The following is a 16,244-nucleotide window of genomic DNA, read 5'->3' as shown; positions in this document are numbered from 1 at the left end:
GGTGACCCGCCTCGCGATGCAGGCCACGAAATGGCCCGCGACAAGAGAGATTTGCCGCCAAGCACGCTGCTGGTGATGCACCCGCGGCATAGGCGTTTCAAATCCCTCCACGCTTGGCATAAAGCCATCGTTGGAAGAGTAAAAGCATTTTCGCACCGTGCCCGGAGAGAGGAAGCCCTCTCGGCTAGAGGAAGCGGTTGGCGCGCAGCCATTCCTCCCACCATCCCGGCCATTGGATGCTCGGTGTGCCGGTCTTGCCCATGCCAAAGCCATGGCCGCCGCTCGGCAGGCGGTGCATTTCAACGGGAACGCCAGCCTTTCGGCAAGCATCGGCCATTAGAATCGTATTTTGCGGATCGGAAATGGGATCGTCCTCGGCCTGCACCAGAAAGACCGGTGGACAACCGGAACGGACATGTGTCTCCACCGACCAATCGGCGCTTTCCTGCTCGTCCGGATGCTTGCCGACCAGCGAGCGCCGGGCGGAGGTGTGGTCATAGGGCGGCTGCAATGTGATGACGGGATAGATCAGCGACGCCAGGCTGGGGCGGGCAGATTGCTCGTCGATCGCATCTGTCGCCCGATACGAGGCAAAGGCCGACCGTGTCGTCGCAAGTCCCATCAAATGGCCGCCCGCCGAAAAGCCGAGAACGCCGACGCGCGACGCGTCGAGGTGCCGGGACCCGGCTTCTGCACGAATATACCGCAAGGCGCGTTGCGCATCTTGCAGAGGCGCCAGCGGTCGGTCGCTCCACCCCTCCAGTGGCAGGCGATAGGTCAATACGAATGCGGTGACACCGCGCGCCGCCAGCCAGCGGGCAGCCGGATACGCTTCTTTTTCCAATTCTATTCGCTTGTATCCCCCACCGGCCGCAATCAACATGCTCGCGCCATTTGGGCGCGCGGGCACAAACACCTCCAAGGTGGGCATCGCAACATTGGTGACGGCCCCCTTCCCGCTGATCGAAAGACCGCCGGTTGGTCCACCGCCACCTGGAGGCGATTCCGGCCATAGCGGAATGACGGAATTTGACGGCGCCGCCTGAGCTCTCGCAGACAGCAAGGCGAATGTCGTGGCGGCCAGAAATGAACGTCGATCCACCATCATGATTTGAAGGCCTCACAATCCATTGCCAAGAAGCCTTCGAAGATCGTCGCCTCTTGCATCTCAAAGTTCGATCATCCGGAGCCCGCCCCGGATTCGCTTGGATAGGATCAAGCATCGCCTTATGGCGGCAATGTGATGAGCTGAGACGCCTCGCGGCGTCGATGATGCCGCTATGTTTTCGCTCGAGACAACCATACTACCGGACGTCTGCGCGGACCACCCGTTCGTCACCGCAAGGCATCGCAGCTCCTCACCGAAAGGCTGCCGCCTGTATCGAGGTGGTACAACCCGCCTTAGTTTATGGTCTGCTTTCAAAGCATTCTCTACTGGAGCGACAAGTTGACGAGTTGAAAGGCTTGCCTTTTCAGGCGCGCGCTGCAAATAAATGCTTGAACCTAGTAGCAATTCGGGATTCGGCGCAAAGTGCCGCTTCCCGAGCAACACCAGGCTTTAGCGGCCTTCGGCCCAAATCCGATTGCGGCAACGGGATGCGGCGTCCCCGCCGAAATCGCGAACGAGGATTGGACGGCGATGCTTTCGCCTTGATCCAGCGCTATCTGAGGAGACCAGATTGCCTGACTTTCGACGCGAAGAACAATCCGCCTCTGCGGCAGTCGAAGCGAAAGATGAAGTAGGCAACGACGACGGCAAACCCGCGCAAGCCGAACGACGTCGATTTCCACGTCCGACAACCTCAGCCATTGAAGGCCCCTCGTCGCCGCCGGCTTTGCAGCCAATGTTCTTTTCCACGACCGATCTGGAGCCGACGGAGCAGTTTGTCGCCTGGCGAGCCTATGTGGCTCCACTCGTCGATATCCGTCTGCCCGACAACGTTTCGCCGGAAGCAGGCTTCGTGGCCAATCAAAAGGCCTGGAATCTCGGCGGCATGTTGGTCGTTGATCAGTCGACACCGGCTCATAGCTACATGCGCTCTCAGGCCAAGGTAAAAGCCAACCTCATCGACCATTGGCATGTTTCCATGCTGCACAGCGGTCGCACCTGGACAGAGGTGGACGGAATGGTGTCGGAAGGCCAGCCCGGCAAGATGCAGCTGCGATCCCTCGGGCATCCGTTCAGAGGTCGTTCCACGGACGCAAGGACCCTGTCGCTCATCCTGCCCCGGACATTGTTGTTCGACGTTCCCTCCTCTGCCGAGATCAAGAACAATATTGTGGTCTCCGGTGCCCTCACCGAGCTTCTGGTCGAGTATCTGAACATCGTGGAAATGAACTTGCCGCGTTTCGTTGCTGCAGACCTGCCGCATGTCGTACAGACCGTGCGCGACATGATCCTCGCATGCGTTTCTTCCTCGGTGGCACAATCGGCGGGCTCGGAGCAGCATAGCATGCTCGTGCTCACGGAACGGATCCGACGCTTCGTCGAAGGCCATCTCGCATCGGACGATCTGACTGTGGAACGAATATGCCGAGAGCTCGGCATATCGCGCACACGGCTCTACCAGGTGTTCGAGCAGGATGGTGGCGTTCATCACTATATTCAGCGGCGGCGCCTGCTCTCGGCCCACGCCGCGCTCAGCGATCCCTCCAATCGAACCCAAATCGTCGATATCGCCTTTGCTGTCGGCTTTTCATCGGCGGCGCATTTCAGCCGGGCATTCAGCAAGGAATTTGGCTATAGCCCTCGGGAGGCCAGAAACCTGACCCTGCCGCGCTATCCCAAGCATGCCGCCTCGTCATCGTCGACGGGCGAGACGCATCCCTTCGATGAGTGGCTAAGGACACTCAGCCACACTCGCTGAGATCGCGGATCGCTGAATAAATATCCCCTCGCACCCGTTGAGCGGCGCCTGCCTTGGCGCTCCGTCCGCGTGGCTACCAGATGGGTCGCACACGCGAAAATGGACGCTGCTGCAAGTTTCAGGATGCGTGGCTAACGACATACATTATGTAACTCATTAAAAATGAAACCATTAATTGTTCTGACATCCAGACCACGGTGCGTGGGAATGGACGCAGTGTCCATCCCGGCAATCTTTAGGGGACATATCGATGGTAGCTACCCGCCAGACAATCCAGATCAACAAGCCCCAGCGCGAGGTCAACGATTCCTATCGTGCCGTTGAGCGCGAGGAAGTTCTTGCCGTCGCGTTTCGCGATTTCGTCCAGGTTGCGATCACAGCCGGCTGGAGCGAGACCGAGGTCGCCCTGACCTTGGCGGATATTGCAGACGATTACGTAATGGCTCTCGCTGGCAGGGTTGCTGAAAAGTAGTTTTGCGTGCCGTCGGTGCTCCGCAGGGGTGAGCACGAAGGGCAATCGGCAACTCCTCCGCCATGCCGCCGGTGTTACCGCTCAATAAGAAAGCGGCTCACCGGCGCCATGTTTTGTGGATCAATTTGAAGCGTCATCCGCGTAAGTGGCAAGCATGAGAAACGTCATGAAGATCAGACAGCATCTCTGGTTCCAGCGCGATATGGAAGCAGCCATCGAATTCTATACGTCGATCATTCCAGGCTCGAGCATAGGTTGGATCTCCAACATTCTGACCAGCGCACCGAATGGACCGGCCGGCAGTTCGAAGTTCGCCGGCTTTACACTTGGCGGCCGCCCATTCATGGGATTTGAAGCCGGCCCGTTCGACTCCTCAGACCATGGTTCGATGATTACGATGACTTGCGATACGCGGGCCGAGGCGGATCGGCTGTGCAAGGCGTTGAGCAAGGGTGGCTCGGTAGAAAATGCCGGCCATGTACGGGATGCCTGGGGCGTTTACTGGCAGTTTTTGGTCGCGAAGCGGGATGAGCATGCCGAGGCGCCAGGCAAGGCGCCGGCAAACGATTCCGTAAAGACGCGATCATCGGTAGCCTAGAACCTCAATATAGATAGCAAAAAGCGCAAGCCGACCGAGATTGGCTTGCGCTTTTTTACATTATACGGGCGTCAGTTGAGCGCCGGGCAACCACGGCGATTGGCGAAGACCATCCGGTCCGGGCCACCATCGTTCCAGCCGCGAACGACGATGCGTCGTCCATCGCTCTGAACCGAATCGATGCGTCGGAAGCCTTCTTCGCGGGCGGCGCGCATCAGCTCGCCACGGCCGCATCCACCGCGATCCCGATCACGGTCACGATCCCAGCCTCTCGGCGGAGGCGGGCGATCCCAATCACGACCCTGGTCACGCTGCCATGGCGGCGGCGGCCGGTCATCATCGTCATAGTATTGCGCCATCGCGGCCGAAGTCATCAACTGCATTGCAGCGATCCCCACCACGGCGACGCGAGAGAATTTCACTAACCGTTCAAACATTCCCTTACCCCCATTTCCTATCCAATGGACGGACACAGCAATATGGTGGTTCGCCTGAACTCCGCGTGAACGTAAGGCAGAAGTTCCATTAGGGTCACCACAACACCAAATCGTTTCATTTCGGTCCGGTATTGCGGGAAGTTAAATCGCAGCTGCGCCAAAAGTTCCCTGTCGGCACCTTCATGGAGCCGAAGGCCCGAACGCGTTGCAACGGTGCGGCGAATGTCCAAGAGGTGTCAAATCAGAGATATCTGTCCGCGCCGCGCCAGCTGGAAATGGCTGAATGGACCGATTTTGACAGCATCATCGCTCCTGCAAGACAGTAAAGGAAAAGGATGATGGCAGCTTCGACGATCAATGGCAGAAACGCAAATCGCGAAACGGGAATATCCTCTTCATCGACCAGCATTTCAGGGACACTCAAGATCATGGCTAATATCGGCGACACCAGGATCGCCAAAAACGCCAGTCCATGAAACCAGAGGCGAAAGCGAGGGAGTTTTCCTGCCGCCCAGAACGCGGCAAGCGGCGCGGCGATATTGCCTATCAAGCCGAGCACAACGGCGACATCAGATGACAGAACCGAATCGTCCATGAACCCCAATTCTCTTTTTTCCGAGGCTAATGCTGCGTTCAGAGAATGACAACCTATTCAATCGGTGTAGAGGCGGCGGCAGGTGGAAAATCGGCGGTGCTGCAATCAGCCGTCCTCACTGCCACCAGGCTTCACGCCGAAACCATTTCAGATCGCTCTTGCGGCTCTTTCCAGCGGCCTTTCGGTCACCCTTGAGATGATCAAGATATCCACCCAGGACGCTATTGATGAAGACGTGGGTTTTCGTCAGGCTCGATCCGAGACGCTTGAATTTTGCCTCTTTGTCGCGCTCCATCTGCTGCAGCACTTTCCAGAAGACGAAACTGTCATGGCTTTCCTTCAAGGTCAGAAAGTATCCGGATGAATAGGCGCCCTCGAAACGATCGACGAAGGTCATGATCGCCGGGTGGCGCAAGTTATACCCCACCCACCCGCATTCAGGATATATCCGCCGATTGAGATAGGCCGCCAGTTGGTTTCCCCGTGGAGCGATGTCGTCGATAAAGCTCCTCGGAATGTCTCGATGCGTCACCGTGTCGGCGTCCAACCATATCAGCTGGTCGACCACCGATCGATATCGTCTGATGGCGTCGGCCACCGCAAAGACTTTGTTAGAAAAGCGGACGGCATCCCAGCGGAAATCACGCGTCAAGCCGTTACGAACGGGACGAAATCCATTGGCCTGCAGATTCTCGCCATAGGCTTGGCGAAACTCTCGGAGTTTTGGCAGGTCTGCATGGTCGAATACGATGAGGCGGCGATCCCGCTCCTCGATCTCGACATCCTCGGCATAAACGACAAGAGCGATATCCTTGGGCCAATGCTTGAGAAACGTCTCGATGCATGTTTTGCCGTAGTCCCGGTATCCTTTTTCATGGAACGTCGTGACAACGACATGCTTGAATTGTTCTCGTCGCCACGGATTTGTAAGAAGCATCGACGCCCGGATCCTCAGCAAAGTTACCCCTGCTTCGATCTAGCCGATCGCTCCCGATCGATGGTGTCCGAATGTTTCCAGCCGGTGAAATTTCTGGGATATCGTGTTGCTGAACGTAAGGGCGGGTCGGGCCGCCGCCGTGATAGAGATCACAAATGCCGTATCCGACGACCATCGGGCGATCGGATACGGCAACCATGGCCTAAATGACCGGCATCACTTCGGCGTCACGTCGAAGCCGAACCACTTCTGCGACAGCTTGGCAATGGTGCCATCGGCCTTGGCCGCGGCAATCGCATCGTTGAACATGGCCTTCAGCTGCGTGTCGTCCTTGCGCAGACCGACCGAGCTGCCACGGCCAAGAAGGCCGCCCTGGAAGCGCGGACCGGTCATGACCATGTCTTCATTGCCGGGCTTTGCCGCCGCAGTGGAAAGATAAGCTGCGGATGCGATGACGATATCGACGCGGCCAGCCTTCAGATCGAGGTCGTGCTGCTCGGTCGTCTTGTATTCACGAATTTCGGCGATGCCCTTCAGGTATTTGTCGAGGAAGGTCGCGGCGATCGATGCCGACTGGACGCCGATCGTCTTGCCCTTCAGCATGGGCTCGATCTCTTTCACAGCTTCGGCCGCCCCCGCTTCATCGGTTGCCAGCGAGAAGCTTTTGCCCGTCAGCGGCAAGTTGACGAGCGGTGAATCCTTCAAGGTCGCGAAGGTCTGGCCAGTCGAGCCATAAGAATCGCTGAAGGCGATCACTTCCTCGCGCTTCGGCGTGGCGGACATGCCCGAGATGATCGCATCGAACTTGCCAGCGTTGAGCGCGGGGATCATGCCGTCGAACGGCTGAACGATCGTCGTGCATTCGACCTTCATGTGATCGCAGAGATATTTGATCAGGTCGATTTCATAACCGTCCAGCGTGCCGTCGGCCTTGGTGAAATCCCATGGGCGGAAAGCGCCTTCGGTAGCGATGGTGATGTGCGTCCACTTCTTCTCTTCGGCGCGCGCTGCTGTCGATATGGCGAATGTGGCGACCATCATGATCGCCGCCAATATTCCACTAATATATTTCATGATCGAGTTCCCTTTTTCTGATTGAGCGTAAGTTTCATTGACTGATGAACTGACGGAAGCGCTCCGAGCGCGAATTGGTAAAGACGTCCTGCGGCTTGCCATCTTCTTCGACAACGCCCTTGTGCAGGAAGATGACGCGGCTCGACACATCCCGGGCAAACCCCATCTCATGCGTGACGACGAGCATGGTGCGCCCCTCTTCGGCGAGCGCCCGCATGACGCGCAGAACTTCGCCGACGAGCTCGGGATCGAGCGCAGACGTCGGCTCATCGAAGAGCATCACCTTCGGGCGCATGGCGAGTGCGCGCGCAATGGCAGCCCGTTGCTGCTGGCCACCGGATAGATGCGAGGGATAGAAGTTGCGCTTGTCGGCAATACCGACCTTCGCCAGCAAGGCCTCGGCCTCCTCGACGCATTCGGCACGTGAGCGGCGCTGAACATGGATCGGCGCTTCGATGATATTTTCGAGAATGGTCTTGTGAGACCAGAGATTGAAGCTCTGGAAAACCATTCCGAGCTGCGAGCGAATTCGATCGACCTGACGGCTATCTGCCGCGCGATGAACGCCTCGGCCGCTACGCTGCATGCGGATCGTTTCGCCCGCCACCGTCACTTCGCCGGAATCAGGCGTTTCCAGCAGGTTGATGCAGCGCAGAAACGTGGACTTGCCGGACCCCGACGACCCGAGGATAGACACCACATCTCCTTCCATGGCCTCGAGTGAAATCCCCTTCAGGACCTCCACCGGCCCAAAGCTCTTATGCATATCGCGTACGCTGAGTGCGACTGATGTTGCCGTCATTGCGGGTCTCCTGCGGCGACTGCTTCGGTGGCGGAACGGGTATTGGATACGGATACGGGAGGGCGCAGATGCGGGCTGAGCCTGTATTCGGCAAACTGGACCAGACGCGTCAGCACGAAGTTGATGACCAGGTAGATGGCGCCCGAGACGACAAAGACCTCGATAGCTCGATAGGTCTCCGAAATGATCTTGGCGGCGACGCCTGTGACTTCCATCAGCGTGATGATCGAGGTGAGCGAAGTCGCCTTGACCATGGAAATCATTTCGTTGCCATAGGCTGGCAGTGCCTGGCGAACAGCGAGCGGCAGGACGATGCGGCGAAACAACATGATCGGGCGCATGCCGCAAGCACGCGCCGCCTCGACCTGTCCATGCGGAACCGACAGCAGGCCACCGCGAATGATCTCGCTGGCATAAGCCGCCGTATTCAGGGTTAGTGCCAGCACTGCGCACCAATAAGGATCGCGCAGGAAAGGCCAGAAGATGCTGTGGCGAATAACAGGAAACTGGCCAAGCCCGTAGTAAATCAGGAAGATCTGCACGAGCAGAGGCGTGCCGCGGAAAACGAAAACATAAAGCCTTCCGAACCAATCAAGGACCGTGATGCCGGATAAACGGCCTAGAGCGAGAAGCAGCGCCAGGATGGCTCCAAGGCAGATGGAGGTCACGGCAAGTTCGATCGTCAGCGGCAGCGCTGCGATGAGGCTGAGGAACGTCTCTTCGAGAAATGGCCAGTCCATCAGCGTCTCCTTACGCCACGCGACAGATGCCGCTCGGCCTGCTGCAGGATGAGGCTCGAAAGGGTCGAGATCATCAGATAGATGACGCCTGCGATCAGATAGAAGTCGAAAGGCAGCCCGGTCGAACCGGCTCCGACCTGTGCCTGGCGCAGGAGTTCTGCAACACCGGTAATCGACACCAGTGCCGATTCCTTCAGCACGACCTGCCAGACATTGCCGAGACCGGGAAGCGCGTGGCGCAAGGTTAGCGGCGCGATGATACGGCGCAGGCGCAGGCCACGCGACATGCCGCAAGCGATGGCCGCTTCGATCTCGCCGCGGTTAACGGCCTTGAAACCGCCGCGCAGCACCTCCGTGAACTGTGCGCCCGAAGTAACACCCACGGCCAGCGACCCGGCAAGAAAACCCGGAAAACCCAGAAAGCCTTCCGCACCGAACAGCTTGCCGATGGCGGTCACGACGGCACTACCACCGAAATAGAAGAGGTAGATGACCAGTAGATCGGGAATGCCACGCAGCACGGTCGTGTAGGCATCGGCAACCGCCCGCACAGCGCGATTGCCGGCGATCTTCGCCCAGGCGCCGAAGGTCCCGATCACGGCACCGATGGAATAGCCGGCGATGCCGACGAGAATGGTCATCAACGCCCCGGCCAGAAGCGCATGGCCCCACCCGTCGGGGCCGAAACCAGCGAGTTCGAACAGACCCGGCTGGTTCATGACGAAGACCCTAAGCGGTGTTTCATGGCGACATGCAGCATCGAGAGGGCCTCAGCTAGGCAAGATGGGGTGACGTGGCGATATTCGCCAAGCAGAATTCGCGGCCGATGGTCAGCGACGGCTCAGCCATGAGCCGTCTCCGGGAGCGGCGGCTGAACATCGTCCGGAATGGGATTGACGAACGGCGTCCCTTCGAGACGCGCCTTATGGTCCGCCTTGGCGGCTTCGATCAGCTGCGGATTGCGCATAAGATCGGTCGCCGTGCTCGCCATAACCTTGGCGGCATGCTCGGTCCCCTTGTGTGCCACCGGCAGCTTGCCTTGCGCCACGAGCTGCCAGGAATGACCCGGCGTGCCGATGGCATAGGTTGCGCCGCGCATCTGCACGGTCGGAACAACCCAGCTGACCGTGCCGACATCGGTGGAACCGACCAACGTTCCATCGCCAGCATCCAACGGGAAAATTTCCGCGCAGAGCGGCTGATCCTTCTTCGGCTTCAGCGCGAAGCGCTTGTATGATGTGGCGATATCCTCGGCGCTGAATGTCTCTTGGAATTTGCGCGCCGTCTCGCGATCCGCATCGTCGAATACGGGCGGCCCGAGCCGCTCCAGATGCGCAAACATGCATTCTTCGAGGGGTGTGTTGCCGACCAGATTAGCATCACCACTCAGGATTTCGCTGCGAACGGTCGTCTCGGTCATCAGTGCAGCGCCTTGCGCCACCTTCTTGACGCGCTCGACCAGCACGAGAAGCTCCGGCAGAGTTTGCGCACGAACGAGATAGCGCACGGTTGCGCGAGCCTGCACGACGTTCGGGGCGCCGCCGCCTGCATCGGTAATCGCATAGTGAATCCGCGCCGACGATGGCATGTGCTCGCGCATGTAGTTGACACCCACATTCATCAACTCGACAGCGTCAAGCGCACTGCGGCCCAGATGCGGTGTTGCCGAAGCGTGCGACGCCCGGCCGGAGAAATGGAAATTGATCTCGTTGCAGGCAAGCGAAATCGGATTGTTGACGCCGGCAAAGGCTGCCGGGTGCCATGAAATGGCAATGTCGACATCGTCGAAGACGCCGGCGCGCACCATGAACCCCTTGGAAGAACCGCCCTCTTCGGCCGGGCAGCCGTAATATCGCACCCTGCCCTTCAGCCCATTTGCCGCAAGGAAATCCTTGACGGCGGCGGCGGCGAGCATCGATCCAGCGCCGAGCATGTTATGGCCGCAACCGTGACCATTGCCGCCGTTCAGCACGGGCCGTTCCTCGGCGATACCGGCCTCCTGACTCAATCCCGGCAGCGCATCGAACTCGCCGAGAATGGCGATGACCGGGCCATCCTCGCCTGCTTCGCCCATGACCGCCGTCGGCAAACCGGCAATCCCGCGCTCGACACGAAAACCTTCGGCCTCGAGCATGCGCGCATGTTCTTCGGCGGATCGATACTCGAGGTAGTTGGTCTCGGGGATATCCCAGATCCGATCGCTCAACTCGAAAAACGCCGCGCGCTTTTTCTCGACGATGTCCCAGACCGCATCAGAATTTTGCATGGACTTGCATCCGCCTCATGTAATGGATATCAAATTGGTGCCAATTTATGTGCCAATTAACCCGAGTGCGCAAGAGATGTGCATGGATATTTTTTCAGCAGCGATCCCTGTCGCTGTTGAAACAAGGCGACCCATGTTAGTCATCATTCAAAATCGGAGGCCGAGGAGACCTGCATGAAGCCGCTGGAAGCCGCCGCGACAGCGCGAGCACGAGACGCTGAAGCGCCCGATGTTACCGAACTTATTCTCCAGGATATTCTTTCCGGCAGGCTTGCGCCCGGAACATGGCTGAAGCAGATCGATCTCGAGCGCCGTTATCACTGTACGCGGCCGCAGGTGCGGCTGGCGCTGGACAGGCTCGTGCAGAAGCGCCTGGTGGAACACATTCCCAATCGCGGCTACCATGTCCATGAGCAGGATGGACGGCGAGCTCAGGAAGTCAGCGACATCCGCGTCATCCTGGAAGTGGCGGTTGGCGATCGCGTCGTCGCGAATGCCGGCGCGGCGGAGATAGCAGCCCTGAGGGCGCTTGCCGTCCGGTTCGACGAGCTGGTGCTGACCGGCACCATGCTCGAACTCTACGAGGCCAATCTCGCTTTTCACCGGCAATTGCTGATGCTTGCCGGCAATCAGGAGCTTGTCGATCTGATCACGGAGATCCGTCAGCGCACCTCGTCGGCGCCAGTGTCGCAATGGCGCACCCGTGCTCGCGTCGAGCAATCCGGTCGAGAACATCAGCTGATGGTCGATGCGATCGAGAGGCGCGATGTGGATGCGCTGAGAGAGCTGACCCGCCAGCACATCATGCAGGGTTGAGATCGGATATCGGCTGCGCGCAGCCCTACTTGATCGTGAAGTCGACGGATTCCATGGGTTTGCCGTCGACTGAGAATTCGATCTTGTAGGACCCCACCGGCCAGCCGTTGTTCGGCTTGGTCATGTCCGAATTTACGCGGTTGATCATGGACGTAATATCCACATCGACGGCGTCGATCTTGTAGTTCGGCGGAGCCGCCCCGCCGGTGTCGACCGCGATCCAGGCGATATTCACTTTGCTCCCCGAGGGAACATCTTTGGTGAGTTCGGCGGTGACGAAGATTTTCGGGGTATCCGGGGCAAAGCTGTCCTGCGTCGTATCGGCGTCTTTATCGGTCGAAACGACAATGTTTTCAAAACCGGCAGCCCATACGCTGGAAGCAACGACTGTAATGGCGGTGACCGCCAGAGCGAAAAGAAATTGTTGGGGGCGACGCATTCTCGATATCCTCCATTTGAGAAGATGACGCAGTGACGGCACGACTATCAATCTTGCCAGAGCGCAGCAACAGCCACGGCAAATAGGGCCAATAATGGGCCCGTGTACCGACAACCAAGGCGTTGTTGCAAATAGAGGCCACTCGCCGAAATCAATAGGCGTTTCTCAAATTGAACGAGCTTGCGCCCTCGACTGCCTTGCTTAAGGATCAGCTCCAGTGATCAGCGGTTTGAATATGATCGTCTTTTCGCTTGCGATCTCTTTTCCGGCCACGGCTTCGCGAACCAGTCGCGCCGCAACTTCGCCCATCGCACGTCTTGGAGATTGAGACGTTGCGATCCGTGACGGCAAGGAATTGACGAGATCCAATCCATTGAAGCCGGCAATCAAAATCTTTTCAGGAACGCGAACTCCAAGCTCCATGCAGGCAAATAGTCCGCCGCTCGCCATATCGTCATTTGAATAATAGATGCAATCGAGATCGGGTATCTCCGCAAGCATCGCGACCGTCAGCCTTTTGCCCAATGCGATCGAAGAGAATGCATCGTCGAGCTGCTGATCGACGAAATGCAGCCCATGTTCGCGCAGAATGCGCTCGAAGCCGGCCTTGCGCTTGCCGGCACGCAGATCCCTCTCCAACGCGCTGCCGATATAGCCAAAACGCCGGCGGCCGCCGGCAACCAAAGCCTTTGCCATCTCGGCTCCGGCTTCGCCATGTGAAAGGCCCACATTGAAATCGATCGGCGTACCATCAAGATCCATGAGCTGGATGACCGGAATATCGGCATTCCGCAGCAGTTTTAACGTTTCTTCCGGCTGATCCAGACCCGTGACGATGATCGCGCAGGGCTGCCAGGAAAGCATGTCGCGGATGATCTCGCGCTCCTTGACGACATCATAATCGCAAATGCCGAAAACGGCCTGCATGCCCGAGCCGTCCAGCCCGGCGGAGATGCCCGCCAGCACCTCGGGAAAGACGACGTTCGACATGCTCGGCACGACAACAGCCACCAGATTGGTGCGTTGCGAGGAAAGGGAAAGCGCCAGCCGGTTGCCGACATAGCTCAGCCGCGTCGCTGCTTCCAAAACCCGATCGCGGGTATCTTTTGAGACATCGGAGGCCCCGCGAAGAGCACGTGACGCCGTCATTTTACTGACGCCCGCCTCATTCGCAACTTCTTCCAATGTGGCTCTGCGTATTCCCAATCAACCCTCGATACAGTGAACCAATGCCCAATGACGGCAGTCTTCTTCATAGAAGATTTCCGCAGGAACGCAAAGCCATCCCTATTGACAATTATGTGCCAAATAGGCTTCGTTATCGATACCGGTATCGGTAACATTGGCAAAAACACAGAGGAAATGCCGTGGAGGAGATGAAGAGGGCAGCCGTCATCGGTCTGGGTTCGATGGGATGGGGAGCGGCCATATCCTTGCTTAAAGCGGGCTTCACCGTTCGAGGATGCGATCTTCGCGGCGATGTCCTCCAAAAGTTCGCAGAGGCCGGCGGGGAAGCTTGCACAACGCCGGCTGCAGCGGTTGGCGACGTCGATGTCGTTCTTGTCTACGTGATTAACAGCAGCCAGGTCGAAGATGTCGTCTTTGGCGCGAACGGAGCCCTGGAGACGGCAAAGCGGTCGACCGTCTTTCTGCTCTGCGCGACGATGGCACCCAGCGCAACGACTGCCATTGCCGAAAGGCTCGAGGCAGCTGGCATGCTCGTCATCGATGCCCCGGTCTCGGGCGGCCATGTCCGCGCGCTGGCTGGCGAAATTACCGTCATGGCGTCCGGCTCTCAAGAAGCCTTTGATCGCGCCGCACCCACCCTTGACGCTATTTCCAGCAAAGTCTTTCGATTGGGCGATCGTCCCGGCGCCGGCTCGCAGGTCAAGATGATCAATCAGCTGCTTGCCGGCGTACACATCGCCGCCACGGCCGAGGCCATGACACTTGCCGCCAAGGCCGGTATCGATCTGAAAACGGTCTATGACGTGATTCGCGTTTCTGCTGGCTCTTCCTGGATGTTTGAAAATCGTGGCGAGCATATTGTCTCCGGCGACTATTCCCCACGCTCGGCCGTCAACATCTTCGTCAAGGATCTCGGTATCGTCACCTCCGAAGCTGAAAAAGCGGGCGCACTGACGCCGCTTGCCGCGTCTGCACTTGCGCTCTTTACCGAGGCATCGAAAGCCGGTCTTGGCGGCGAAGATGATGCCGCCGTCGCGAAAATTCTTGCCAGCAAGAGCGGCGCTACCCTGCCCGGCATGGAGGAATAGCGATGGCGCTTGTGCTCGGCTGCATTGCGGACGATTTTACCGGGGCAACGGATCTCGCTGCGCTCCTTTCCCGTAGCGGATTGCCGGTGTCGCTGCGGATTGGGGTGCCAAAGTCGAAGCGAGACGAGAGTGACCCCGCTGTCATCGAGGTCATCGCTTTGAAATGCCGAACCGCGCCGGTTCAGGCTGCCATCGAGCAGGCGCGCGAGGCGCTGACATGGTTGAAGGAGGCCGGAGCAACCCGCTTCTTCTGGAAATATTGCTCAACCTTCGACAGCACGTCGGAAGGCAATATCGGTCCGATCGCGGAAATGCTGATGGCGCAGACGAACGCCCGCCAGACGATATACTGCCCTGCCTTCCCCGAGAATGGCCGCAGCGTCTTCATGGGGCATCTCTTCGTCGGCGAACAGCTACTGTCAGACAGCCCGATGAAAGATCATCCGCTGACGCCGATGCGTGATTCAAACCTTGTGCGGCTTCTATCACCGCAGGTGCGGGGCACAGTCGGACTTGCCAATCGAAACGTGATTTCGAAAGGTTCGGCAGCGCTGCAAGCCAGATTGCAGCAATTGCAGGAAACCGGTGTCTCGCACGTAATCGTCGACGCCATAAGCGACGACGATCTGCGCACCATCGCAGCAGCCGCCGTGGATATGCCGCTTCTTACCGGGGGAAGCGCGATCGCCGGCCAGCTTCCACATCTCTATATCGAGCATGGCCTCGCGGCACCGCCGAATGCCCGCGCGCACCTCCCGAATGTCGAGGGCGGCCAGATTGTCTTGTCGGGAAGCTGCTCTGCCATGACGCGTAGGCAGGTCGCGAGTTATGCCGCGCGCAGTTCGAGCCTCAAACTCGATCCGATCAATCTCTCGAAACAGGGCGCGGCTGCCGCCTGCCTGTGGCTGAGGCAGCAGCCGGCCGACGCGGCCAAGATCGTCTACGCGACCGCCGAGCCCGGTGACGTTCGTCACGCGCAAGAACAACTGGGACGGGACGAAGCCGGCCATGTCGTTGAACAGGCGCTTTCCGACGTTGCCCGCGAGGCCTTCATGCACGGCACCCGCCGCTTCGTGGTTGCCGGCGGTGAGACGTCCGGAGCGATCACTCAAGCGCTTGGCGTCACCCATCTGACGATCGGACCGGAAATAGCACCGGGCGTCCCCTGGACCTTCGCCGAAGTGGAGGGGGAAACGATCGCACTGGCATTGAAGTCGGGCAATTTTGGTGGAGAAGACTTCTTTACGGATGCCTTCTCCCGTCTGGGGGCCGCATGAGCGAAGAAGCCAACCTGCGCGAGCAGATATGCCTGATGGCCAAATCTCTTTATGACCGGGGCCTGACCGCCGGCTCATCCGGCAATATATCGGCACGCCTCAGCGATGGACGGCTCCTGGTGACCCCGACGGGCAGCTCTTTCGGCCGCCTCGATCCCGCACGGCTTTCCTTGTTCGATCAGAACGTGCGCCTGATCGGCGGCGACAAGCCGACGAAGGAAATGCCGCTGCATGCGGCTTTTTACGAGACCCGCCCGGACAAGACCGGTGCCGTAGTCCATCTCCATTCCAGCCATTCGGTGGCACTATCCGTTCTGCCCGACGTCGACAGCGATAATATGCTGCCGCCGCTCACGGCCTATTCGATCATGAAACTCGGCAAGGTGAAGCTTCTGCCCTATTTCATGCCGGGCGATCCGGCCATGGGCGATGCAATCCGTGGTCTCGCCGGCAAGCGGAGCGCCGTGATGCTGGCAGCACACGGGCCGGTCGTCTCGGCAAAGGATCTGGAGGCGGCCGTTTACGCGATAGAGGAACTGGAGGAGACGGCAAAGCTTGCGATCCTGACCCGCGGGGCAAGCCCATCCCTGCTGACGGATGCGCAAATTGCCGACCTCGTTCGAACATATGATGTGGAGTGGGACTGAA

General features: G+C 58.9%; 18 protein-coding genes. 7 read left to right on the top strand and 11 right to left on the bottom strand.

Features of this window, described 5'->3' with window-relative positions; all coding sequences use genetic code 11:
- Positions 1 to 184: 184 nt before the first annotated feature.
- On the bottom strand, positions 185 to 1,105 hold the full coding sequence (locus tag HGP17_RS13515) for an alpha/beta hydrolase (protein WP_168810081.1): 921 nt from the start codon (positions 1,103 to 1,105) through the stop codon (positions 185 to 187).
- Between the two features lie 703 nt (positions 1,106 to 1,808).
- Here HGP17_RS13515 and HGP17_RS13510 point away from each other — a divergent pair.
- The 3 genes from HGP17_RS13510 (at position 1,809) to HGP17_RS13500 (ending at position 3,937) form a co-directional block, all read left to right on the top strand.
- Positions 1,809 to 2,867, top strand: a complete 1,059-nt coding sequence (locus tag HGP17_RS13510) for a helix-turn-helix domain-containing protein (protein ID WP_348648937.1) — start codon at positions 1,809 to 1,811, stop codon at positions 2,865 to 2,867.
- 250 nt (positions 2,868 to 3,117) lie between these two features.
- Positions 3,118 to 3,339: a hypothetical protein gene (locus HGP17_RS13505; RefSeq protein WP_168809681.1), complete on the top strand. Its 222-nt coding sequence runs from the start codon at positions 3,118 to 3,120 to the stop codon at positions 3,337 to 3,339.
- A 166-nt stretch (positions 3,340 to 3,505) separates the two neighbouring features.
- Positions 3,506 to 3,937, top strand: coding sequence for a VOC family protein (locus HGP17_RS13500; RefSeq protein ID WP_168809679.1), 432 nt, complete (start codon positions 3,506 to 3,508; stop codon positions 3,935 to 3,937).
- A 71-nt stretch (positions 3,938 to 4,008) separates the two neighbouring features.
- Here the strand turns inward: HGP17_RS13500 and HGP17_RS13495 are convergent, their stop codons facing one another.
- From HGP17_RS13495 to HGP17_RS13460, 8 genes are all read right to left on the bottom strand, one after another.
- Complete coding sequence (locus tag HGP17_RS13495; protein WP_246704081.1) at positions 4,009 to 4,320, bottom strand: hypothetical protein; 312 nt, start codon at positions 4,318 to 4,320, stop codon at positions 4,009 to 4,011.
- Between the two features lie 295 nt (positions 4,321 to 4,615).
- Entirely contained in the window at positions 4,616 to 4,969 is a 354-nt protein-coding gene (locus tag HGP17_RS13490) for a hypothetical protein (RefSeq protein ID WP_168809675.1), read from the bottom strand.
- A gap of 115 nt (positions 4,970 to 5,084) precedes the next feature.
- Positions 5,085 to 5,906, bottom strand: a complete 822-nt coding sequence (locus HGP17_RS13485; protein WP_168809673.1) for a hypothetical protein — start codon at positions 5,904 to 5,906, stop codon at positions 5,085 to 5,087.
- A gap of 216 nt (positions 5,907 to 6,122) precedes the next feature.
- Complete coding sequence (locus tag HGP17_RS13480) at positions 6,123 to 6,980, bottom strand: transporter substrate-binding domain-containing protein (protein WP_168809672.1); 858 nt, start codon at positions 6,978 to 6,980, stop codon at positions 6,123 to 6,125.
- 34 nt (positions 6,981 to 7,014) lie between these two features.
- Positions 7,015 to 7,782 (bottom strand): ATP-binding cassette domain-containing protein, encoded by a 768-nt coding sequence (locus HGP17_RS13475; protein ID WP_168809670.1) that lies wholly within the window; start codon positions 7,780 to 7,782, stop codon positions 7,015 to 7,017.
- Positions 7,779 to 8,522: an ABC transporter permease gene (locus tag HGP17_RS13470; RefSeq protein ID WP_168809667.1), complete on the bottom strand. Its 744-nt coding sequence runs from the start codon at positions 8,520 to 8,522 to the stop codon at positions 7,779 to 7,781. The genes HGP17_RS13475 and HGP17_RS13470 overlap by 4 nt, the downstream gene beginning before the upstream one ends.
- Complete coding sequence (locus tag HGP17_RS13465) at positions 8,522 to 9,241, bottom strand: ABC transporter permease subunit (protein WP_168809666.1); 720 nt, start codon at positions 9,239 to 9,241, stop codon at positions 8,522 to 8,524. The genes HGP17_RS13470 and HGP17_RS13465 overlap by 1 nt, the downstream gene beginning before the upstream one ends.
- Positions 9,242 to 9,363: 122 nt before the next feature.
- The gene (locus HGP17_RS13460; protein ID WP_168809664.1) at positions 9,364 to 10,788 is read right to left on the bottom strand and encodes a M20 family metallopeptidase; all 1,425 of its coding nucleotides are present in this window, start codon (positions 10,786 to 10,788) and stop codon (positions 9,364 to 9,366) included.
- Positions 10,789 to 10,962: 174 nt separating this feature from the next.
- On the opposite strand from HGP17_RS13460, the gene HGP17_RS13455 reads away from it, so the two are divergent.
- Positions 10,963 to 11,604 (top strand): GntR family transcriptional regulator, encoded by a 642-nt coding sequence (locus HGP17_RS13455; RefSeq protein ID WP_168809662.1) that lies wholly within the window; start codon positions 10,963 to 10,965, stop codon positions 11,602 to 11,604.
- A gap of 25 nt (positions 11,605 to 11,629) precedes the next feature.
- Here HGP17_RS13455 and HGP17_RS13450 read toward each other — a convergent pair whose 3' ends face one another.
- Together HGP17_RS13450 and HGP17_RS13445 are read right to left on the bottom strand one after the other, a co-directional pair.
- Positions 11,630 to 12,043, bottom strand: coding sequence for a hypothetical protein (locus tag HGP17_RS13450; RefSeq protein WP_168809660.1), 414 nt, complete (start codon positions 12,041 to 12,043; stop codon positions 11,630 to 11,632).
- A 201-nt stretch (positions 12,044 to 12,244) separates the two neighbouring features.
- Positions 12,245 to 13,243, bottom strand: a complete 999-nt coding sequence (locus tag HGP17_RS13445) for a LacI family DNA-binding transcriptional regulator (protein ID WP_168810075.1) — start codon at positions 13,241 to 13,243, stop codon at positions 12,245 to 12,247.
- A 167-nt stretch (positions 13,244 to 13,410) separates the two neighbouring features.
- Here HGP17_RS13445 and ltnD point away from each other — a divergent pair, with 167 nt between their 5' ends.
- The 3 genes from ltnD to otnC are packed head-to-tail and all read left to right on the top strand — an operon-like array spanning position 13,411 to position 16,243.
- On the top strand, positions 13,411 to 14,319 hold the full coding sequence (gene ltnD / locus HGP17_RS13440) for an L-threonate dehydrogenase (protein WP_348648930.1): 909 nt from the start codon (positions 13,411 to 13,413) through the stop codon (positions 14,317 to 14,319).
- A gap of 2 nt (positions 14,320 to 14,321) precedes the next feature.
- The gene (gene otnK, locus HGP17_RS13435; RefSeq protein WP_168809658.1) at positions 14,322 to 15,596 is read left to right on the top strand and encodes a 3-oxo-tetronate kinase; all 1,275 of its coding nucleotides are present in this window, start codon (positions 14,322 to 14,324) and stop codon (positions 15,594 to 15,596) included.
- The gene (otnC, locus tag HGP17_RS13430; protein WP_168809656.1) at positions 15,593 to 16,243 is read left to right on the top strand and encodes a 3-oxo-tetronate 4-phosphate decarboxylase; all 651 of its coding nucleotides are present in this window, start codon (positions 15,593 to 15,595) and stop codon (positions 16,241 to 16,243) included. The genes otnK and otnC overlap by 4 nt, the downstream gene beginning before the upstream one ends.
- The last annotated feature ends 1 nt before the right edge of the window (position 16,244 follow it).

Source organism: Rhizobium sp. P38BS-XIX (assembly GCF_012641435.1).
Classification (GTDB): Bacteria; Pseudomonadota; Alphaproteobacteria; order Rhizobiales; family Rhizobiaceae; genus Rhizobium.
This window is presented reverse-complemented; position numbering and strand designations above follow the sequence as displayed.